Here is a 23,264-nt window from a genome sequence, read left to right on the forward strand (position 1 = left end):
ATTACTCAAATTGATGGGAATTTGCGATCGCGGAGAAATGAAGTACATAGGCTTATCAGTACAAAATCAGTAATTCTAATAACTAACAATCCGAGTTGGATAAACTCTAAAAGAATCGAAAAAGTTAGCCACTTCTGTAGTTAATTCATTAGAAGTTATAGCTCCCAATATATAAAATCGTCGTCGCACTAAATATCCTTGGTATTGTCCTTGAGTGCCATCGGCATATTGCACCAGTAATTCAATACCTGGATATCCTTTCAATACCATATTTGTGCTTTTTACAACTTTATCATTGGGAGAAATGGTTGCTCTTAAAGCAACTTGTAAAACTTCTCGAATCTCTTCCGAACCTAAATACGACGTTTCTGGAGGCATATCTTTATGGGATATTAAATACACTGTTTGTGTCGCTGCATTCATTGATCTTAGAGTTTCATCTGTGTTCTTTATTAATTCTCCAGGCATCCAAATGTTAAAATCTCGTTGTGATCCCCAATAATAGTCATCTATGGCAAGTTGAATAGGTGGCTTTTTGCTAAATCTTTCGCTGGTATTTAACTCTAAATTAATCGAAAAATCGCCAAATTTTTCTTGATTTATTAATGCACTTGCTGGATTTTGTACTTGTAAAAATGCTAGTGTAAATAGTGAAATGAAAGTTGCCTCTAAGTTACAATTGAACTTCATAATTTATTGATCCCGATAGTAAAACCTTATTGATTAGAAAGTTTTTTGACTACTAATAATAGTCTTGAGCGATAATTTACTTAAATGTGGTAAGATTTTTCCTGAACCTCATTTCAAAAATTCCATATCAACAGACGAACACCGCTTTTCATCATCACAAGTAGCAGCCACTAATGAACCATCAGGCTGAACTGCAAATACAAAATTATCAGCAGCATAAGTAGGATGTGAAATAGACGTTCCAGCATAAACAGGGTTATATCCTAATAAAACCAATCCCTGTGATGAAGACATCAGTTTCATTCTTTGATCTATAGTCGCTTTCTTTCTTATCTCAGGATCAAAGTAACTAACTCTTAAATCTCCATAATACCCTTTCATAATTAGATAACCTTTATAAACAGTTCCATTGACACTAAATGTTAATTTCCATGAGCCATAAAGAGGGTAACTAGCTTCTGTTATTTGGGCAATTGTGAATGATGAAGATGCAGTATTTTGTGTGGAATCAGTAGTAAGAGGTGCTTTTGTGGAAGCATTTTTGGCCCCTACCGATTTGATGTCAAATACTCCTATTCCTACAACTAAAACTAATACAGAAGTAGCTTGCTTCAAATTCATATCTTTTAGACCCACTTTTTTATTGCTCTTGAATCTGAAAAGCTTTGCTTTTACAAGTAATTTTTCCCCCTATATGTGTCACAAAAATTAATAAATTTATTTTGTGACACACATTTTGATAGAAATTGTGACATACTTACTTACAGATGTCAACCCCAGGAGAGAGATTGAGATTTTCAGATTACTTACGTAATAGTTGGCATTGCCAAAGTCATAATAGTGACATAGGATAATTGATGTTGACTTACTGTAAAATAGTCGCAAAAGTGAATATATAGGATTCCTATTTGATTTTTGATAGCTTGCGTGGCGTAGCCATACAAAACTCGGTACACCTTTATATTCTCGAATCCTCTTGCATGATTGCCTCTTGCCTTCCTACATAGGAAAATATGGCTAACGCCACGCTATGCCTGATGGCTCCGGCTCCCGCAGGGATACGGCACACTACGTGAACGCTATCAGGAATCAAATCGGATGCCTATATAACTGATGCAACTTAAACCGAAAATGAATCAACAAGAGTTTAATCGCATATTTGATAACCTCACAGAAAACCGCAAAAATGTATTGCAGAAAATACTTGCAGGCCACACAGATCCGGCTATAGCTGAAGCCATGAACATTTCAGAAGTATCTGTCAGAAAATATGTTGAAAGAATATGTGATGAATTTAAACCGAAGAATGAATCGGCTGATCATCGTCGTTACAAACGCTCAGACTTAGTTGTATTGTTTGCTAAATACAAACCAGAGTTATTAACTGATAGTTCATCTAAATTAACAAAAGAACTAGAAAAAGCAGTAGATAAAGATAATGAAGATATTACTAAATCTATCTTGTATCTACTATCAATTAGTAAACCTGTTCCAGAGGAATTTAAAAAAGTGCTAAGACGTATTGATTTCAGTGAAAAAGAAAAAAAAGAAATTGCTAGATCTCTAAATAAGTTAGGACATGAAAGCTATCTAAACAATGATTTTGCACTTGCTGCATCTTATCTAGAATTAGCAGTTGAATTAAACCAAAACTATGGTTCTGCTCACTATAATCTGGGAGCAACTTACGAAAAATTAGACAATTTAGATGATGCTTGTCATCACTATCAGATTGCCATTAAATATCAAAATCGCGCTGCGGATGCTGCTATTAATAACTTAGCTCGGTTGCAAATTCTCCAAGGAAATAGTGCAGATGCTATCAAAATGATTGAAGCAACTTTATCAAGGATAAAAGATCATACAGTTAAAGTTGCATTACACAAAAATCTTGCTTGGGCATATTTTCAGCAAAATTCTTATGAACAAGCACACCAGCATTTACTTATCTGTCTGGAATTAGACAGCAATTATACTCCAGCTTATTGTTTATTAGCACAAGTCCAAGCAGCACAAGGAAATCAGCAAGCTGCTAGAGAATCATGGCGAAGTTTCCTAGAATTTTATTCCCATGATCAAGAACTTAAAAAAGCCCATTGTAAATTACCAGAATTAGAAATTTGCAAGTTGGAAGCGATGAGAATTATTAATTCTTCAGACAAATAATATCCGCTCAATTAATTAGGAGGAACTATAGGATCATCATCCTCATCTCCTTGATAACTCTGTATAAACCAACTACTTTGTACTTGCAGTAATTGTACTGAGAATGACTGCAAAATATGCTCTTGTCCGTTGGTATTCACAAACTCTGACAGTGAAATTACTGAATTATCAATGCTATTCATATCAACCTCTTTTTTGTCCTTACACAACCAAGTATCTCGGAGGTCAATGTGATTGTAAATACTAATTGTTAACCAGTATTTTAGTTAATAAAACTAATAAAACTAATAAAGTTATGGCAAATTAAGATACAATCCAGAACAGGATATCAGGGGAAAACTAGACTATGGATGCGAAACAGATAATTAGAGGACTGAAGGATTGGGTAAAGCGTGAGAAAGCAATAGATTTGAACTTGAGTGATTGTCAAGAGGCGATTTTAGAATATTCTTTGCAAAATATCGCCTATGCCAATATGGAGAATCTCGGTTATGCTGTTGACACCATCAAAAATAATACCGGTCCTGAGTTATTCCAATACCTCAGTCAAGTTACGGGTAGGACAGTTAGCAAAAAGAATTGCTTGGTAACTCTTTCACGACTTTTAGAGCATCTAGGTGGTGAAAAAGATCCAGAACACAATTCATTACGGTTAGATTTGCTAGAAGCACCAAATCTTCAAGATTTTTATGGACGTGAACAAGAACTATCTCAATTAGAAACATGGATAGTTACAGAATCCCGTGCTTTGTTGGGTGTCTTTGGTATACCTGGGATTGGGAAAACACAACTATTAAGAAAGTTTGTTGATCAAGTTAAAGATAAATTTGATTATGTCATTTGGAAGGATCTTACATATTGCCCTTTATTGGCAGATTTTCTCACTGATATAGAATCATATTTTTCCGCTAGAAGAAATATACCTCTACCTCAGATACGTCAAAGAATTATCAGCCTAATTCCTTTCTTAAATCAACATCGTTGCTTACTGATTTTTGATCATTGTGAACAACTAATAGAAACTGATGAAATATCAGCAGACCAGCAAAAAATCAACTATTCTAACTATGGACTATTTTTGAAGTCTGTTTCAGAATTAGAACATCAAAGCTGTGTAGTATTTGTCGGTTTAGAAAAACATCGGCAAATGGATATTGCCGACAAATCCAGATTTAGAGAATTAACCGTAGCTGGTTTAAAAACTCAAGATGCTCAATATTATCAATACCTATTGGATAATTTTCAGTTGTCAGGTCAGGGAATAGGAACACTGATTAAAAAATATCAAGGACATCCATTGGCTTTAAAATTGGCTGCTCCATATATTAATGAGCATCATCAAGGTAAAATTGATGAATTCCTGGAAGGAACATTGTTTATTCATAATGCCATAACTGAGATATTTGATAAACATCTTTTACGTTTATCAAATACAGAAATTAATATTGTACGAAAATTAGCTTATGAAACAGAACCAATATCACTCCCTGAACTTTATAGATTTTTTCCTTCTATTTCCCAAACAGAAATTAGGCAATCTATGCATAGATTATGTACAACTGGGTTAGTCGAAAATAATGATAGCCAAAATTTGGTAACTTTTGGCCTTTTCCATCCTTTACTTACCAAGTACATTAAAAACCGTTTTCCAGAAATTTAATCACTTAAAAGGAAACTGATATGAGAAATTTTGCTAAAAGCCCCCTCCTAGCTAAACGGTTATTTTTAATAACCTTCATCTTCTTCTGTGTATCATGTGTATGTACAATAGCTTGGCCTTTTGTATATGGAAGTTACACTCTAATTTTCTCTCAAAATTGGTGTGAAAACTATGCGTTAGGTGATAATATTTCTTGTGGGGAGGAAAGTCTCTTGCGATCTGAATCTCTTAACAATACTAACTCTGAATTTGAAAAGGCTTTCGCATCTTGGAACGTGGGTAAATTTAAAGAGGCTGTCGATTTTTTTGATGAGCATAGAAAACAGAATAAAAATGACGGAGAAGCTCTAATCTACCTCAACAATGCCAAATTAATGGCAGCACGTAGAAAAAGTTACACTATTGCTGTTATTGTTCCTGCTAATATTGGTATCTCAGAAGCTATGTTAAGAGGTGCGGCTCAGGTTCAAGATGATTTTAACAATGATCCGAAAAATCCTGGTTTAAAAATTATTATCGTTAATGATAGCAATGACAATGACCCTGGAAACGCTAAACAGTTAACAAACAAACTGCTCTCTAAACAAGACATAATTGCAGTTATTGGACATTATGCCTCTGATGTCGTTAAAGAAGCTTTACCTGTTTATCAACACAGAAAAGTAGTTCTTATTTCTGCTGTTTCGGCTACTAGACAATATATTTTAGCTGATCGTAAATATCCAGACAATTTTTTATTTAAGACTAATACTGATGTTACCCATCAGATGAATAAACTAGTTGACACATTGAAAACATTAGGAATTAATATTCCTCAAGACAAAGTAGCTATTTTTTACAACAAAGAAAGCACTTTTAGTAAATCTGCTTTTGAATACTTGAAAAGCAAATTTGGTCAAAATGCTCACAATAAGATAATTGAAAAACAAATTTCTTATCTACCGAAGGTTGATAATGAATTAAATGATGTTAAGCAGCAAGGAGCTAAAGCACTGATTCTTATTCCTGATGGTCAAATTGCTAATAAGGGAAAAACTTCCAACGGTTTCAAGAATGCTAAGGATTTGATTAGAGCGAATAAAGATCAACTGCCAGTGGTAGGACAAACTGTTCTATATAATCTCGACATATTGAAATCGCTTGCAGACACTAAATATATCGACAAATTTCGGATTATCACTACTTGGAGTCCTGTAAGCAGTCCTAACAAAAATGTTGTTAAAAGAGCTGAAGAACTCTGGGGAACTAGTGATATAGGTGTTCAAGCCGGATGGTTTTATGATGCTACCGTAGTCTCGACAAAGGCTCTAACAAACGCTCTAAAAGATAAGTCATTTATGAATGATTCTGTGGAACATCAAAGATTGGCTATACAGCAGCAATTAAAATCGGATAGTTTCCAGGTCATGGAAGGAGCTTCAGGAACTATTTCCTTTGATCAGGACGGAGATAGGAAAGAAGACACTTCCCAAATATTCAAGGTTGGGCTTGTCCCCACCGATTGCCGCACAGAAGGAGCTATGTTTTTACCTGTTGACTATGATTACCAAAAGTTAGGTTGTCCAAATAAACCACAAAAGTAAATCAGTATTTTATTAACACAAGAGGGAGAAAATTATGATTCAACCTGGAGATATTATCATTGATCGTTATCGTGTCCTTGAAGACTTAAAAGGTCAATTTTCTAAAACTTTTGAGGTAGAAGATATGTTTAAAAATGATCATAAAGTTATGAAAGTTTTAATTGAATCTAGTAATCCAAAGTTAAAACATCTTTTTCAAAGAGAATTTGCAGCTTTAACAAGATTAGAGCATCCGGGAATTCCCAAGGGAGAGGAATATGGTTATTTTATATTTCGCTGTCCTCACACCCAAGAAATCTTACGTGGTTTTGTGATGGAAAAAATTGACGGACAGGATTTGGGTAAATGGCTGGAAGACAATCAAAGAATTGCTAATACAGCACAAGCTATTGAATGGCTAGAACAATTGATTACTATCTTGTCTTATGTTCATGGTCAAAAATATTTACATCGGGATATTAAACCAAGGAACATCATGTTAAAAGATGATGGTAAACTAGTATTAATTGATTTTGGGATTGTTAAAGAACTTATCGAACCAATTGATCCTCTTGCTCCTGCGACAATAATAGGAACACCACAAAATACACAAAAAATTTTGCGGTTGATCGACAGAATCAAACATGGTCCACGTGAGTTCCGTCCCCTCTTTGTTTTCTCCAGCGTTGCTTTCAATTTTGTTTTTCTGACTTTACTAGCTAGGGGAGTCAGATTAGAAGAGATACCGGGCTTACAAGTTTTCTTCGTCGTTATTATATGTGTGATTAGTGGTTTTCTTGTTGTCCCTTGGATTAAATATTATTTATTATGACATGGACACCCCTCCACGCTCACATACATCGTACCATCCACACCCGTAATCTACTCCCACCCAAACAACATCTATTAGTTGCAGTATCCGGTGGACAAGATTCCCTATGTTTAATTAAATTACTATTAGACTTACAACCCAAATGGGAATGGAACATAGCCATAGCCCATTGTGATCATTGTTGGCGCGAAGACTCCCAAGCAAATGCTCACCACGTCGCCAATTTAGCAAAAACTTGGCACACACCCTTTTATTTAGAAACAGCCAATCAACCCGTCAAAAGTGAAGCCACAGCCAGAAATTGGCGATATCAAGCCTTAACAAAAATTGCCCAATGTTATAACTATCAATATATTATTACCGGACATACCGCCAGCGATCGCGCCGAAACCTTACTATACAATTTAATTCGTGGTACTGGCACAGACGGTTTACAAGCATTAACTTGGCAACGTCCACTCACCGAAAATATTACCCTAATCCGTCCACTCCTAGAAATCACCCGTTCCCAAACAGAACAATTTTGCCAAAAATTTCATCTGCCAATATGGGAAGACTCCACCAATCAAAACCTCAAACATCCCCGTAACCGCATTCGTCAACAACTAATTCCATATCTCAGAGAAAATTTCAATCCCCAAGTAGAAGCAAACCTAGCCCAAACAGCAGAACTACTTCAAGCAGACGTAGAATTTCTCGAACAAACAGCCCTTCAGTGGCGGCTAGAAGCCTCAGCAAAGGGTGATAAAGACAATTTACAAATAAACAGGCGAATATTACAAAAAGCACCCCTAGCAGTCCAACGTCGAGTCATGCGTCAGATCCTCCAAGAAATACTTCCCCATGCACCCAACTTTGAACACATTGACAAACTCACAGCCCTAATCACAGCCCCCAATCGCTCCCAAACAGATCCTTTCCCCGGTGGTTTGACAGCCATAGTCCAAGGTGACTGGATTAACCTGAGTTCGGTGTTAGGAGTTCGGAGTTTCTCCTTCGGAGACGCTACGCGAACAGAGTTATGATTTTTTCAACGAGATCATAAGGGTTTGAGACTCATATTTGGGGCAGTTTTCCAAAAATTATCTTATGTCGAACTCGGGTTCACGTGAGTTCGGAGTTAGGAGTTCGGAGTTTCTCCTTCGCAGACGCTACGCGAACGGAGTTATGATTTTTTCAACGAGATCATAAGGGCTTGAGACTCCTACGTGGGGTGAGTTTTCCAAAAATTATCGTTATGTCGAACTCACGTAGGTTCAATTAATTATTTTCGGCGATTACATTATTGCCTCTTGCCTCTTGCCCCTTGCCTCTTGCCCCTTGCCTCTTGCCTCTTGCCCCTTGCCCCTTGCCCCTTGCCTATTCCCTGTTCCCTGTTCCCTGTTCCCTTTTTTTTGTAATAAATTAGACTTTTCAAACACCCTCTAAGAAACCAACACCTCCGGTAGATTTATAAAACTCTCAATCACCTGACGCAGATCAAAAACAACCTGAAGCTGAGAATCACCAAATGCTTGCACTTGAGTTAAAGATTCACAAATCTTTTTTAACTGCTCCTGTAACCTATCAAGCTCATCCTGAATAGGTTGCAAAGCTTCCTGATAAAGATTCACTCTCCCCCAACATTCAGCAGTTGCAGTTCGTAAATTCAGTAATTGCTCCTGAATAGAATCAACTTCCTGACGCTTTACTTCTACCTCCTGAGTTTGATGATCAATAGCCCCTTGATCTGCTGCAATAGTAGCAAGTATCAAAGCTATATCACTTTCTAGCTTCTCAATTTCCGCAGATTTTCGCTGTTTCTCGGCTGCAAATTGGGAAACCAGTAATTCTAAATCACTAGATTCCCCCTTAATCTCCACCGAAATCCCTTGTCTTTGCCACAAGACCACTTGATTCCGCTGGAGAGTTTTTTGTTGTCCAATCAAATTGCGTCTTTGTCCCACCAAACTCTCGTTCAGCATCTGATAAAGATCCTGTTCATCCACTAATTCTAACTCTAAATTTACTAGTTCTTCCCCAGTGGCATGAACAATTTTTTGTTGAAGTTCTTCTATAAGTTCTTGCTTGTATTCAAGCTCCTGCTCCTGTTCCTGCACAAAATTAGAATCCCTATCTAACTTCTCCTGCCAATCTTGCACCATTTTCTCCAATTCTTTCAGAGGCATTTGTTGCAAAGCCGTCACATCAACTTCCGGTTTAGCTACCTCAGCAACAGTCTTAGTCGCCAAAAGATGCAGCTTTTGGTAAAATTCCTCCTCAGTTTCTAAATACTGTTTGAGTATGGAAGTTAATTCCTGTTTACTATTAACTATTGTTATTTGTGATTGTAACTGGGTGATTTCTTGTGCTAGAGAATCCTGTGCCTGTTGCAATTCATTTTGGCGATCGCCCAAAGTTTGCACCAGTTCCTCTCCCTCCCTTTGCTGCTGATTAGCTGCATGACGTTGGATATCCAACTTTTGCCAATGCAAGTTCAAAACATCCTGCTGCTTATTGGCAAATTCAGAAGCGTAATCAAGACTTTCCTTAACTATATTAATAGGAGCAGATGTAGCAGATAAACGATTAAGCAAATCACTTAACTTTTGACCACGCTCATTATCCACAGATTGAGACTGCTGAAGATTTAATCTGATCTCCTCTAAACAGCGCTGCTCAACGCGCAGATGTTCCCAAGCACCTTCTAAATCCCGGCGATTACGTTCAACTTCTGCCCGTAACCGCTCAACTTCCGTGCGAGACGTATTAATCAAGTGTTGTTGTGTATCTATCCGTTTAGAGTCATCCTCCAGTTTTTGTACCTCGTCCCACCGGGATTCCATTTCTATTTCCCGACGATTCAGTTCCTGAATTTGTAGCTTCAGCGACTGTTTCCACTGGTCAATTTCCTCCTCCTTAAATTTAAACTTTTCCACCTGTCGGGAAAAATTTTGCAAAATATTCACCAATGGACGACCAGCATCTTGAATCCGCTGTACTTGACGATTTGGACTCAAATCCACCAGTACCAATGCACCATCATTCAATTTACTTGCTTCATCAGTAACAATCATTTCGTCCGGGACTGGACTCCAATTTTGATCAGCACGTTGACAAGCGATCAATTTTAGTTCGCTTTTGCCACCGCCACTAAGTAAGCCACCTTTCTGTTTTTGTACTTCTGCTAAATACAGCACACCGTCAATCCTTTTGATGTACTTTGTGTCCGTGTTCTAGGATATACCGTAGATGATTCTGTCAACTTGGTTTTGTTCAACATTAGTCTAGCAGCACAAGGAAGATAAAACTATTTTCTTAGATATCATGTATATTAATACTTGCTGATACTTAATTAAAATCATTCTTACTAACCCCCCCCGATTATATATTCTCAACCAATAGTCTGAGAGGTTGTTTGAAAAGTATTAGATGAAACCGATAATCTCCAGAAACCTAACCCCCCTTCCCTACCTCTACCTAACTCTCTCCTCAGAGGCTATCACACACAAGTCAAATTACCCCCCTTAATCCCCCCAAAGCATCGGGGGAAAAACGGAAAAATTAGTTCCCTCCCCTCCTTGCAAAGGGGAGGGTTAGGGTGGGGTAATTTGAGGAATAATGGTGATTCGATAACTTGTGTGTACACCGTAGCCTCTATAAGGGGGGAGGGAAAAGGAATAACATTTAATACTGGAGAGGTTTACCAGAAGGGTTTATTTATACATTAAAAACTTTTCAAACATCCTCTGAGGATAACTATCATAAGAATACCCGGTAAGTGGGAAACGAGCGCGTCTTTAGACCTGAGAGGGAAACGACACGAGCGGTTTTAACCGCTGTGGATATTAAAATTAAAACCAGATTTTTGATTGGAACCTGGAAACCAACTCCCATTTCTGGGGTAATGTTAGCTAGATGCCTCCGGCACGCTGGCGCGAACGACCTGTTATAAGAGCTTTTTAGACTTAGGACTTACCCAGTACCCACCCTCAATTAGTTTTAGTAAGCATTGCTACTTTATACTACTTAATATCATTCAGAAATCATGGACAGTCAAAATCAGAAAGCAAAGAGTAAGCTGTAGGAGAAGCCTATCAAGAAATTTATGAGACTCGGAAATTTTATTTATTAATTTAGACTGAGTTTAACCTATAGAAATAAACATTGTGCCGTTGCGAGGTATGAAACAGCTAGTCAAAATCCCTCAAATAATAACACTGGAACATCAAGGAGTGCTTTGTAGCTAAATGCAGGGAAACTTAAATGAGATTGATATTTGCAGTATTCTCCAACTAATTGAGTTAGGACAACGGACTGGACAATTATGGGTAGAAGCCCGCACATCATATCCAAGTCACCAACTCAGTGGAGAAGAAACCTTCAAAAATCGGCAAGGAGGAGAAAATACACCACAATCATGGTTTGTATTTTTTCTCAACGGTCAAATCGTCTATTGCCAAGCAGATGACACTAGCTTATCGCGGATTGACGATTATCTCCGTTATTACCGAGTCGAACAGCCGCTTGAATCTAAACAACTGGCATCTCTAGCAGTCACTAATTCTCCAGAATATGCTTATATTTGGGCGCTTTTGGAGCAAAATATTATCACTCCGAAAATTGCTCGGACAATCATTTATGGCTTAGTCCAAGAAACTTTATTTGATCTGTTGAGCTTGCACCAAGGCAGTTTCATCTTTGAATTAGGGACAGCAATAGTACCACAATTAACCACCTTAGAAATTGCTCCATTAGTTGCCAAAATCACCAAACAAGTGCAAGAATGGAAGCAATTATACCCACATATTCAATCTACAGAACAATTACCCATTTTAGCCGATATGGCTAAATTAAGTGCCTCCTTACCAGAAGATACAGTCAAAAAATTACATAAATGGGCTGATGGAAAAACTTCTCTACGCCAACTAGCTCGCTATCTCAACCGTGATATTTTAACTTTAGCAAAAGCTATATATCCTTATGTGCAAGAGGGTTGGCTACATTTAGTATATTCAGACACATATAAACTTAGCAAAGAAAAACAAAACCTAGAAACAAAAAAACATAAAGGGCGGGTAGTATGTATTGAAGATACATTAGTGATTTGTGAGACGATAGAATCTATTCTAAAATTGCAAGGTTATGAAGTGATTTCCATCACTCATCCCTTACAAGCTTTGAGTCTCGTCTTTCAACTCCAGCCAGATCTAATTCTCTGCGATATTGCCATGCCAGTATTAGATGGTTACGAGATTTGTGCCATGTTACGGCACTCCACAGTATTTCGGTCTGTGCCAATTGTTATGCTGACTGGCAAAGACGGATTTATTGATCGCGTTCGTGCCAGCATGGTAGGGGCAACTGATTATCTGACTAAGCCTTTTACAGATCAAGAATTGCTCATGCTAGTAGCACAATATCTCAACTTAGATCATTGTCCAAGTGTGCAAATAGGAGATAAGACTTGTTGATTGAGGACAAGATAGGGTAAAAGATGTGATCACAGGAATAAAATTTAGTTGTTTAACTCTCTTCCATACACAGTAAAGTAGGGAAATAATAGACTTAATTTATACAGTTAATCTTTGCCATCACCGCAAATTATTTTCCTCAACGGAAAATCTAAATCAGGAGGCTAAATAGACATTTATGAGCACAATTCTCATTGTTGAAGACAGTATTGCCCAGAGGGAGATGATTACAGACCTACTGAAAGCTAGTGGCTTAAAAGTTACTCATGCCAGCGATGGTGCAGAAGCTTTAGAAGCGATTCAAACCACACCTCCCGATTTGGTGGTTTTGGATATTGTCATGCCCCGCATGAACGGCTATGAACTCTGCCGACGATTAAAATCTGATCCTAAAACCCAAAATGTTCCTGTTGTCATGTGTTCTTCTAAAGGTGAAGAATTTGATCGCTATTGGGGAATGAAACAAGGGGCAGATGCTTATATAGCAAAACCTTTCCAACCAACTGAATTGGTAGGAACAGTCAAACAACTCCTGCGAGGACAAGGATGAAAATAATATGGTTAGTAAACCAGATTTTTTAAGTGGTACAGGGCAAGATCAATTTCGTCCCGAATTACAACTAGAAAGTCCTGAAGGTGAGTTGCATTTGCGGTTTTATCTGCCCTCACGTCAGGAGTTTGCCCTGCAAGCCACGGGAATTCGGGAAGTAATTGAACTTAGTCCTGATCAGATTACACCAATTCCTAACACATCGCCCTTACTATTAGGTACGCTAAACTTACGGGGGCGCTTGATTTGGGTGGCTGATTTGGGTCAATTTCTGGGGGAAACAACGCCATTAAACACGGATTGCTCAGAAATTCCAGTCATTGCCATTGAAGATCAAGATACGATAGTAGGCTTAGGGGTAGAAGAAATTTGTGGGATGGACTGGCTTGATGTACAGTATCTAATGCCACAAAATAACGTACCAGATGCAATGGCTCCGTTTTTGCGTGGAGAATGGTTATTTGATACAGAAAAAGAAAAAAAATATTTGCGACTACTGGATCAGATAGCAATTTTGCGAAGTGCGCGGTGGGCAGGGTGAAATTAGTCGGAATTCAATTGGGAGGGAGGAAATGGAAACACGTATAAATTCTCAAGAAATAACTTATGATAGAGCTAGAACAGCCTATGAGCAGCAAGATTATGAATTAGCTGCGATAGTGATTAATCAGTTGATGCAGAATTCACCAGATGACCCTGATTCACATTTGCTAAAGGGACACATCTACTATATGTTGCAACAATATGATGTAGCTAGGAGTGAGTATCAAATAGTATTGCGTCTAACAGATGATCAAGAAAGTGTTAGTCTTGTTCATAATTGTCTAGCAACTATAGATCAGTTTACACAGCCTTTTGGTGATGATGAATCTCTGTCTCAGGGGACAACTGAAGTATCTTTAGATTCAGGAGTTATGGGGAATTGGCATGGTAGCAACCTGGAAATGAACTCCTTTGAAGAATACGAATCACCCCTGGATATTCAAGAACATAATCCGTTTAGTGATCCAGATAGTCTAGAATTTGATAGCGATTCATTGGATACTGCCACGACTGATAATCCCTTTGGCTTATCTAGTGAATATCTCGCGGATAATCCGATATCAGATCAATTAGAATTATCACCTTTTTGGCAAGAAGGAAGTTCTGCCGGTCATAATCATGGGGATATTAATAACAATCTAGCTAATGGCAGTTCAGTCATGAGTAATGGTGAGGAGAGCTATTCACCTTTTGCAGAAACTAAATTGTCGGTTGATGATGATTCTGAAAATCAGACTGAGCTATTCATGGGGGAAGATGAAGATATAGATAAATTGATGGATGATAATTCTCCAGACTTAACCACTAGTGTAAAAAATACATATTTGGAGATTAATGAACAGGCTATCAACAACGATAATAATATAGGAAATAATTGGCAAAATAGCCAGGAAGAGGACTTTTCTCTCAGTAGCCAAGATAGTTTACTGCATAATATATCCGGGGAATCTGCACCTAGATCACAGACCCAACTTAATCAGCAATCAGGATCATTTATCAACGATTCTGTACTACCACAACGGCAGTTTAATTTCAACTCCTCGTCAGGAAAAAATAATTTTGATGATGATAGCTTTGATTTAGATGCGTTTGAATCGGCTTTTGGGTCAGAGGCTGAAGTAGATTCGGGGATTGAAACCTTCGTTTCCACTCAAGATACCAGTAATATCTCTAGTGGAAATATTCGCAAGAACAAAGATTTTCTCAACGACTTTGATGAATTTGATGATCTAGGTGATATCCCCGGCTTTGAACTCACTGAAGATGATAGTTTTGATGATAGGCGAATGCTGTCAGAATCCCTGGATAGTCAGGTAAATTCCCAAGCTCAATTTGTGAATAACTCATTCGCTAATGAAAGAGGGGATGCTTATCAGGATCTCAGTCATCGTGATGAAGAACTATTCACAATTACAGGTGATCAAGAAGCATCTCGTATATTTACTCAATCAGACCTTGCGAGGACAGAACCAATTGTCACCTCAGAACAAGGGCTATTTGGACATTTTGAAAATGCCTCCTTAGACCATAAACAATGGTGGATAGCTGGCAGCGTCGGTTTGGTATCAATGTTGGGTGTAGCTCTGGTTAGTGCTTTGGCAATTTCCATTTCACCGGCTCAACAACGGGAATCCGTGAGAAATACAGGGTTGTTAATGGCTTTGGCTGCGGGAGCTACAGGTGCAGCTACTGCCGGGTTTATGGGGAATCTCACGCTTAAACAAATTCGCCGGACTACAAAGGACTTACAAGCTCAGTTTGATTCTGTGCGTCAAGGTAATTTGAATGTGGAAGCTACTGTTTATTCACAAGATGAATTAGGCTACTTGGCTACTGGCTTTAATGATATGGCTAGGGTAATTTTCACAACTACCAATGAGGCGCAACGTAAAGCCATTGAGATGGAAGAAGCGAAGGAAAACCTTCAACGTCAGGTAATTCGCCTTCTGGATGACGTAGAAGGAGCAGCTAGGGGAGATTTGACGGTTCAAGCTGAAGTCACAGCCGACGTACTGGGAGCGGTAGCGGATGCCTTTAACCTGACAATTCAAAACCTGCGGGATATTGTCCAACAGGTGAAAGTGGCGGCACGGGATGTGACTAAAGGTTCAACTAATTCAGAAACCTTTGCGAGAGCTTTATCTGGGGATGCTTTGCGACAGGCAGAAGAGTTGGCTGTGACTTTGAATTCTGTACAGGTAATGACATATTCCATTCAACGGGTAGCAGAGGCGGCCAGGGAAGCGGAAACTGTAGCCCGTGATGCTAGTAAAATTGCTCAGAAAGGGGGCGAAGCGGTAGAAAATACGGTGGCAGGGATTTTGGAAATTCGGGAAACTGTGGCAGAAACTACTCGCAAAGTGAAACGTTTGGCGGAATCTTCCCAGGAAATTAACTCTATTGTTGCCATAGTTTCACAGATTGCTTCTCGAACTAATTTATTGGCTCTTAATGCCAGTATTGAAGCGGCGAGAGCAGGAGAAGCGGGTCGAGGGTTCGCTATTGTGGCTGATGAAGTGCGACAGTTGGCTGATCGATCTGCGAAGTCTTTAAAAGAAATTGAGCAAATCGTGATGCAAATTCAGAGCGAAACTAGCTCAGTGATGACAGCTATGGAGGAAGGGACACAACAGGTAATTCATCAGACTAAATTAGCAGAAGAAGCCAAGCGATCGCTAGATAATATCATCCAGGTAGCCGATCACATTGATATTTTAGTACGATCAATTACCAGTGATACCGTAGAACAAACGGAAACCTCCCGTGCTGTCGCCCAAGTCATGCAATCTGTGGAATTAACAGCCCAAGAAACCTCTCAAGAAGCACAGCGGGTTTCTGGAGCTTTGCAACACTTAGTGGGAGTGTCCCGGGATTTAATTGCCTCCGTGGAACGCTTCCGAGTGGAAACTATCGAATCTAGGTAAGAGGCAAAAGTCAAAAGGCAAAAGGAACAATTAATGTCTACCTCTATGCCTAGTAGTCTGTCAACCCGAAAATGACGGGTGAAGGCAAGCAGGGGGAGAATAGAGGCAGGGGGGGCAGGGGAGAGAAGAACAGAAGTTTTTTCCGATCATTACCCGTCAAAATAAATTTGACAGACCACTAGTACAACGCGGTGTAAATAAACCAACCATTCTAAATCGTTAAAAAGCCTATAAGTAGTCGGACAAAATTAAATTCACTCGTTGAGAGAGGGAACAGGGAACTTTTAACTGGGAACAGAAAAATCAATTGTGTAATTAATTCTGTCCCATTACTTACTGTCTTCGTTTTGACTTTTGACTTTTGACTTCCGCCCTGCGGTACTAGTCTGTTAACTTTTTTGTTTGCCATGCGCCTTTTCTTGCACCTTTTACCTGTAGTAAGCCGATTTAATTAACTATGCAGCCGGAACAACAACAACGGATTTTAGGTTACTTTCTCGAAGAAGCCAGAGAACACCTAAACACTATTGAACAAGGATTACTGAATCTTCAAGGAACCCTGGAAGATTCAGAAATGATTAATGAAGTCTTCCGTGCAGCCCACTCTATCAAAGGTGGTGCGGCTATGTTAGGTCTGAGTAGTATTCAGCACACGTCCCACCGTCTTGAGGATTGCTTCAAAATTCTTAAAGAACATCCTATTCAAGTAGACCAAAGATTAGAGTCTTTGCTACTGGACATCTGTGATACATTAAAAGCCTTGATAGACAATCTTGGCAATCCCTTTGGGTTATCAGAGGAAAAAGCTCAAGCTTTGATGTCAAAAACTGAACCAGTCATGCAATGGCTGAATGAGCATATAGAACTACTGCTAAAACAGGGTAATAATCAAGTATTAAACCCTAGTAGCGCATCTCCTACCCGGTTGCACATAGAGCCACCTGTTTCCCCACAGATACAAAATTCACCGATACCAAGTAAACAAAATCAGGATTGGACAGAGTTTCAAGCACAGGTGTTACAAGTTCTGCGGGAAATGTTGCAACAGTTTAAAAAAACTAACATAGAGACTTCCCGTAACAATTTACAAGAATGCTGTCATCAATTAGTAAAAATTGGTAGAGAATTAAATTTATCAAATTGGTGCAATCTGTGTGAATCAGCAGCCCTGGCTATATCCAATCCCGATAATAGTTATTTAACTTTAGCCAAAATAATTATTACTGAAATTAAGCAAGCGCAAGAATTAGTTCTCCAACATAGAGATGGGGAAATTACTATTAGTCAACAATTAGAAAATCTGTTTCCTCTTGTACAACTGGAGTTATTAGAATTTGCAGAAACGGAAACTGGGGAAACTTTATTTACAGATACGACAGAAATAAATTTAGAACCCAACATCAATGGATTTACCGATCCAGCTTTGTTTGATCATCAATCAACTGTGACTGAGAAATCTCCAGAAATAGGAATCTCTGAGTTAAACACTCTGGCTGATTTATTTGAAGGCGATACCCCCGATTTAGAAAATAATTGGCAACAAGAAGAAATATTAGAAGATATCACCAACTATCAGTTACCAATTACCAATAGTGAAGTTGAAGAGAATAATTACAATTTAGCTGATTTACTGTTCTTTGAAGATGACAATATACATAAGATAACTGCAAATAATCATGAGGATTTAAGTCTCTTATTTGATGATAGTTTATTAGAATCAGGGGATATAGCGGAAACAGTTAGTTCTCAACCGATAGAACCTAGTAATCTGTTGTCAAATCATACAGATTTACAATTTCCATCAGATGATGTGTTGCTAGAATTAATCTCAATTTCTAGACAATCTCGGCAGCCTAATTCTGAAAATGAGACAAATAGCAGTAATAATTTAGAAGAATTATTGACCTTCATAGCCGATGATGAATTAATATTTACAGATGAAACAACTGAATCAGAAAATACTGCGATAGCAGAAATAGCTACAGAACCTCAAATCAATTTTGATAATTCCTTTTTATCGGCAAATACAGATGCCAATTTTCCAGTAGAAGTTATTCCTACCAATGTAAAAACATCAAAAATAAAACCATCGGCACCAGAAAGTTTATCATTAGATAATTTATTTACAGCGGTAAAACCCCAGCCACCCCTGGTCAATGAAATTGATGATTTATTCAGTACACCAGAAATAACAACTAATCTTGCTAATTCAGTAGATGATCCAGATAACTTCTGGGATGATCTAGGCATAAGTGACTCAGAAAACACCTCTGTAATTAGTCAAGATATAGCTAAAGAACTAGAGGAGAGTTTATTTAGTGCATCTCTTGAAATTGGCACAAAATATCAGCAATTAACGACAAATAATCATGTAGATAAAAAAGGGTTTAATCCAACTTCCCAAGAGGAATATTTTGATTTATTCTTCACGTCAGATAGCGATACTGGGGCGGAAGCCATAGATAATTTATTTGATGATTTTATAGATGCCAACTCTAACAATGTTTCCCAATCTAGAGAATTATTTCTACCAGAAATTAATAGTTTTTCTCAACCTCCAGAAGTAACAGCAGATCAAGAAATTTTTGAGCCTGTTGAAGATGGCAATGATGACGGTTTGATTTTGTTTGAAGAGGAAATAACATCTTCTAAATCCGACACTAATCTAGATTTTACCTCTAATTTTGCAGATTTCAACTTAGAATTAGACTCAATTTTGCTAACAGCAATAACTACAGATAGTGCCGTAGTGGATGAAACTTACTCAGAATTAGAGTTAGACAACCCATTACAATCATCTTCAATAGATGATTTTGCGGCAATAGAAGCATTATTGGATGAACCTGTAGAAGATATAGTAGAAGCATCTTCAATAGATGATTTTGCGGCGATAGAAGCACTCTTATCCACAGCATTAGGAGAAATTACTAATCAGGAGTCAGAATCTATCCCAGGGGAAGATTTGGCAGCATTAGAAGCATTGTTGGATGAGGTGGGAGACAAAGAAGCACAGATAATTATTGGACAGACACCAGTAATTGTTCGACCTGTAGTAACGAACTCTCAAAATACTTTTTCTTCCTTGGGATTAGAAGATGAATTTAGTGAATTAGAGGATTTATTAGAACAGGCTGATAAAACAATATCTGGCTCGTCTGCCGCATCAGGAAAAACTTCTACTAGCAAAATCCCCATCCCCCGTCCGACAACTCGACGAACGATAAGAGAAGAAAGTATGAAAATTCCAGTTAAGCAACTGGATGATATGAGTAACTTAGTCGGGGAGTTGGTGGTAAATCGGAATACATTAGAGCAGGATCATGAACGTCTGCGACAGTCTCTAGATAGTCTTTTGGTTCAGGTACAGCATCTATCAGATGTGGGAGTGAGGATGCAGGAATACTACGAGCGATCGCTCTTAGAAGCCTCTCTCCTATCCAGTCGCCGTTATCGAGAACATGATGGACCACCATCAGGAAATTCCCATAATCGCGGCTTTAGCGAAATTGAAATGGATCGGTTTACGCCCTTCCATATCCTGGCACAAGAAATGATTGAGTTCATCGTGCGAGTCCGGGAGTCAGCCAGTGATATTGACTTTGTTACCGAAGAAACAGAACAGGTAGCAAGACAGTTACGCCAAGCAACTAGTCAACTACAAGAAGGATTGACAAAAGCCCGAATGGTTCCATTTACCCAAGCTGTTGATCGTTTGCGGCGAGGGGTGCGGGATAATGCCATTAGATATGGTAAACAAGTAGAATTAGTCACAGAAGGAGTGGATACCTTAGTTGACAAGATGATTTTGGATCGTCTCACAGATCCATTGACTCACATGGTCAATAATGCGATCTCTCACGGCATTGAAACCCCAGAAGTTCGGGAAGCCGCAGGTAAATCACCCGTAGGTATCATTAATATTCGCGCCCTACAACAAGGAAACCAAACCATTATTTCTGTTAGTGACGACGGTGCAGGTATTGATCATCAAAAAGTTAAAAACAAAGCCGTTAAAAAAGGTATCCTTACCCCCGAACAGGCAAAAACCATGTCTCGGATTGATACCTACGAACTTTTATTCCTCCCCAGCTTTAGTACCGCCGATGAAGTAGACGATATCAAAGGTAGGGGTGTGGGCATGAACGTCGTCCATAACGATATCAGCGAAATTCGCGGTACTGTTGGTACTGACTCCACACTAGGTCAAGGAACGATCTTTACCATTCGTCTACCACTGACCCTAAGTATTTGTAAAGCCCTATTCTGCATTTGCGATCGCACCAGAATCGCTTTTCCAATGGATGGTGTGGAAGATACCCTAAATATTCCCAGCAAAAACATTCAGCAAGATGCTGACGGAGAATCATTTATCGTCTGGAGAGAGATTATTCTGCCCTTCAAGCCTTTAAAAGATATCTTAGTTTTTAACCGTCAACTTAGTCGTGGCAACATCTATGGGACTAAAAAAAATGATGACATGATTTCTGTCATCGTTATCCGTTCAGGCAATACAATGATCGCTTTACAAGTTGATCAAGTCCTCAGTGAACAAGAAATTGTAATTAAGCAATTTGAAGGACCAGCACCTAAACCAAGTGGCGTAGCTGGTGCTACAGTTCTTGGTGACGGTATGATCATGCCCATTGCTGACGTACTAGAAATCATTGACATCTTCCAAGGCAAGATGTCTAAACATATCGGTGGCAATTGGCAGCAAACAAATTCACCATCAGTAAACACCATCTCCGCTGACAAAGTAGAAACAACAGTATTAATCGTTGATGACTCCATCACAGTTCGAGAACTTCTATCTCTTACCTTCAGCAAAGCTGGTTATCGGGTAGAACAAGCCCGTGATGGGCAAGAGGCATGGGATAAACTTCGTTCCGGTTTACATTGCGATATCGTTTTCTGTGACATTGAAATGCCTCGTTGTGATGGATTAGAACTGCTGTCTCGAATGCAGAAAGATGGTTCTTTTGGCAACTTACCTATCGCCATGCTTACCTCTCGTGGTGCAGATAAACATAGACAAATGGCAATACAACTTGGTGCTAGTGGCTACTTTACTAAACCCTATTTAGAAGAAGCACTTTTAGAAGCAGCCTCGCGGATGCTAAAAGGAGAAAACGTCGTAGTTACAGCTTAATGAAGAATACTAGGGTAAAAAGTATCCTCCAGTAATTTACAGTCGGGTAAAAAATTGCTGGTGCTGATGATTAACCACGCTTTTATTCCTTAAAACCAAACTGTGTAAAGAAACGTAAAATCGCCCAAACCCTCTTCACTCTTGCCTCTTGCCTCTTGCCTTTTGCCTTGCCATAACGACAATTTTCAACGCCAACCTACTTATTAACCTGCAAGTGCTTTTTTAGATGACCCATAAACGGCATTTCTGAATGTGACGGAGATCCTAAAGATGATTGGATACAATCATTTACTGAATAACAACTTCAAAAATTCACAATAATTTCACCATAACTTCATATTTATGGATATTACACAATTTGCTCAATTAATTATCAACGGTATCGCTGTCGGTAGCATTATCGCCTTAGCAGCAGTAGGACTGACCTTAACCTATGGGATTTTGCGGTTGTCTAATTTTGCCCACGGTGATTTTCTCACATTAGGAGCTTATTTGACTCTCATGGTCAATGCTATGGGTCTAAATATTTGGTTGTCAATGATTGTGGCTACCGTGGGAACTGTGGGAGGAATGTTACTAGCAGAAAAATTGCTATGGTCAAAAATGCGGTCTATCCGTGCTAGTTCGACAACACTGATTATTATCTCTATCGGTCTAGCTTTATTTCTCCGCAATGGGATTATTTTTCTCTGGGGAGGTAAAAACCAAAATTATAATTTGCCCGTGATTCCGGCTTTAGAATTTGGGACTTTAAAAGTACCGCAAAATCAATTATTGGTACTGGGATTAGCTATTTTGGCGATTTTATCGCTACACTACTTGCTACAAAATACGAAAATTGGTAAGGCAATGCGGGCAGTAGCTGATGATTTAGATTTAGCTAGAGTATCTGGTATTAATGTTGATAGGGTAATTTTGTGGACTTGGGTAATTGCTGGGACATTCACTTCTTTAGGTGGGAGTATGTACGGGCTAATTACAGCAGTGCGTCCAAATATGGGTTGGTTTTTGATTTTACCTTTGTTTGCTTCAGTGATTTTGGGGGGAATTGGTAATCCTTATGGAGCGATCGCCGCCGCCTTTATTATTGGTATTGCCCAAGAAGTTAGCACCCCTTGGCTAGGTTCACAGTACAAGCAAGGTATAGCTCTACTAATCATGATTGTGGTGCTGCTTATTCGTCCCAAAGGTTTATTTAAAGGCACGATTTAAACAGCACCGATCTAGTTCTAACTATTCAATGATGTGGAAGTAGTAAGCTGCTACCAAAAAGTTAACAGCCAAAAGTAACAACGCCCAGCCAGTACGGAAAGCGTAGGAAGGTTTAGCAGCGGGTTTGCCTTTAGCAGTCATAAGCGGTTCTCCTAATTTAGTGACTTTTTAAGAAATAGCAAACTCACGCGCCAATTTTGCAAATTCTTTAAAAATATTTTTGTAACCCACATTCCGCAGGTGTTTTTTGAATTTTCGGAATTATCCATAACCCAATGATAACAAGGCTTTCAGACAATGACACGCAATTCTATATTAGAGCGATGCCTTCGGCGCGGCGTAGCCATCGCCGATATATTTAAAGCTCGAATCAAGTTTATTGAGAATAATGTCAATAAATTAGTTGGTTTGAGATTAAATTCATTGAATACCGACCTAGATAGCAAAAAGCATGAACTGGTTATTATGATTGGGTTTTAGCTGTTTTATGAAATTCTTTTTTTGACAAAATAACCTGCTGGGA

17 protein-coding genes are annotated in these 23,264 nt (G+C 38.7%); 12 read left to right on the forward strand and 5 right to left on the reverse strand.

Annotated features, from left to right (window positions below):
* Positions 1–75: 75 nt before the first annotated feature.
* Positions 76–690 carry a hypothetical protein gene (locus tag AN486_RS12510; protein ID WP_081424302.1) on the reverse strand — a complete coding sequence of 205 codons (615 nt, stop codon included), beginning with the start codon at positions 688–690 and terminating at the stop codon, positions 76–78.
* A 108-nt stretch (positions 691–798) separates the two neighbouring features.
* Entirely contained in the window at positions 799–1,326 is a 528-nt protein-coding gene (locus AN486_RS12515; RefSeq protein WP_290600896.1) for a hypothetical protein, read from the reverse strand.
* A gap of 495 nt (positions 1,327–1,821) precedes the next feature.
* On the opposite strand from AN486_RS12515, the gene AN486_RS12520 reads away from it, so the two are divergent.
* A complete protein-coding gene (locus AN486_RS12520; RefSeq protein ID WP_290600898.1) occupies positions 1,822–2,856 on the forward strand; it encodes a LuxR C-terminal-related transcriptional regulator in 1,035 nt (344 codons plus the stop codon).
* A gap of 11 nt (positions 2,857–2,867) precedes the next feature.
* Here the strand turns inward: AN486_RS12520 and AN486_RS12525 are convergent, their stop codons facing one another.
* Positions 2,868–3,038, reverse strand: coding sequence for a hypothetical protein (locus tag AN486_RS12525; protein WP_290600900.1), 171 nt, complete (start codon positions 3,036–3,038; stop codon positions 2,868–2,870).
* Positions 3,039–3,202: 164 nt separating this feature from the next.
* Here AN486_RS12525 and AN486_RS12530 point away from each other — a divergent pair, with 164 nt between their 5' ends.
* Genes AN486_RS12530 through tilS form a run of 4 tightly spaced genes read left to right on the forward strand, consistent with a single transcriptional unit; the run spans position 3,203 to position 7,935 of the window.
* A complete protein-coding gene (locus tag AN486_RS12530; protein WP_290600902.1) occupies positions 3,203–4,516 on the forward strand; it encodes an ATP-binding protein in 1,314 nt (437 codons plus the stop codon).
* A gap of 20 nt (positions 4,517–4,536) precedes the next feature.
* Positions 4,537–6,099, forward strand: a complete 1,563-nt coding sequence (locus AN486_RS12535) for an ABC transporter substrate-binding protein (protein ID WP_290600904.1) — start codon at positions 4,537–4,539, stop codon at positions 6,097–6,099.
* 34 nt (positions 6,100–6,133) lie between these two features.
* Positions 6,134–6,910 (forward strand): protein kinase, encoded by a 777-nt coding sequence (locus tag AN486_RS12540; RefSeq protein WP_290600906.1) that lies wholly within the window; start codon positions 6,134–6,136, stop codon positions 6,908–6,910.
* A complete protein-coding gene (gene tilS, locus AN486_RS12545; RefSeq protein ID WP_290600908.1) occupies positions 6,907–7,935 on the forward strand; it encodes a tRNA lysidine(34) synthetase TilS in 1,029 nt (342 codons plus the stop codon). The genes AN486_RS12540 and tilS overlap by 4 nt, the downstream gene beginning before the upstream one ends.
* Before the next feature lie 399 nt (positions 7,936–8,334).
* On the opposite strand, the gene hmpF is transcribed toward tilS, so the two are convergent.
* Positions 8,335–10,089: a pilus motility taxis protein HmpF gene (gene hmpF / locus AN486_RS12550; RefSeq protein ID WP_053540584.1), complete on the reverse strand. Its 1,755-nt coding sequence runs from the start codon at positions 10,087–10,089 to the stop codon at positions 8,335–8,337.
* 1,050 nt (positions 10,090–11,139) lie between these two features.
* On the opposite strand from hmpF, the gene AN486_RS12555 reads away from it, so the two are divergent.
* The 6 genes from AN486_RS12555 (at position 11,140) to AN486_RS12580 (ending at position 22,741) form a co-directional block, all read left to right on the forward strand.
* Complete coding sequence (locus AN486_RS12555; protein WP_053540585.1) at positions 11,140–12,363, forward strand: response regulator; 1,224 nt, start codon at positions 11,140–11,142, stop codon at positions 12,361–12,363.
* A 178-nt stretch (positions 12,364–12,541) separates the two neighbouring features.
* Positions 12,542–12,913, forward strand: a complete 372-nt coding sequence (locus tag AN486_RS12560; RefSeq protein WP_027404669.1) for a response regulator — start codon at positions 12,542–12,544, stop codon at positions 12,911–12,913.
* A 7-nt stretch (positions 12,914–12,920) separates the two neighbouring features.
* Positions 12,921–13,454 (forward strand): chemotaxis protein CheW, encoded by a 534-nt coding sequence (locus AN486_RS12565; protein ID WP_027404670.1) that lies wholly within the window; start codon positions 12,921–12,923, stop codon positions 13,452–13,454.
* A gap of 31 nt (positions 13,455–13,485) precedes the next feature.
* A complete protein-coding gene (locus AN486_RS12570; RefSeq protein ID WP_053540586.1) occupies positions 13,486–16,380 on the forward strand; it encodes a methyl-accepting chemotaxis protein in 2,895 nt (964 codons plus the stop codon).
* Between the two features lie 457 nt (positions 16,381–16,837).
* Positions 16,838–21,529, forward strand: coding sequence for a response regulator (locus AN486_RS12575; RefSeq protein ID WP_290600913.1), 4,692 nt, complete (start codon positions 16,838–16,840; stop codon positions 21,527–21,529).
* A gap of 342 nt (positions 21,530–21,871) precedes the next feature.
* The gene (locus AN486_RS12580; protein ID WP_039201322.1) at positions 21,872–22,741 is read left to right on the forward strand and encodes a branched-chain amino acid ABC transporter permease; all 870 of its coding nucleotides are present in this window, start codon (positions 21,872–21,874) and stop codon (positions 22,739–22,741) included.
* Between the two features lie 21 nt (positions 22,742–22,762).
* On the opposite strand, the gene psaX is transcribed toward AN486_RS12580, so the two are convergent.
* Complete coding sequence (psaX, locus tag AN486_RS12585; RefSeq protein WP_028083170.1) at positions 22,763–22,882, reverse strand: photosystem I protein PsaX; 120 nt, start codon at positions 22,880–22,882, stop codon at positions 22,763–22,765.
* Between the two features lie 156 nt (positions 22,883–23,038).
* Here psaX and AN486_RS12590 point away from each other — a divergent pair, with 156 nt between their 5' ends.
* Positions 23,039–23,221 (forward strand): hypothetical protein, encoded by a 183-nt coding sequence (locus tag AN486_RS12590; protein ID WP_152608850.1) that lies wholly within the window; start codon positions 23,039–23,041, stop codon positions 23,219–23,221.
* Positions 23,222–23,264 lie beyond the last annotated feature (43 nt).

This window comes from Anabaena sp. AL93 (assembly GCF_001672085.1).
GTDB lineage: Bacteria > Cyanobacteriota > Cyanobacteriia > Cyanobacteriales > Nostocaceae > Dolichospermum > Dolichospermum heterosporum.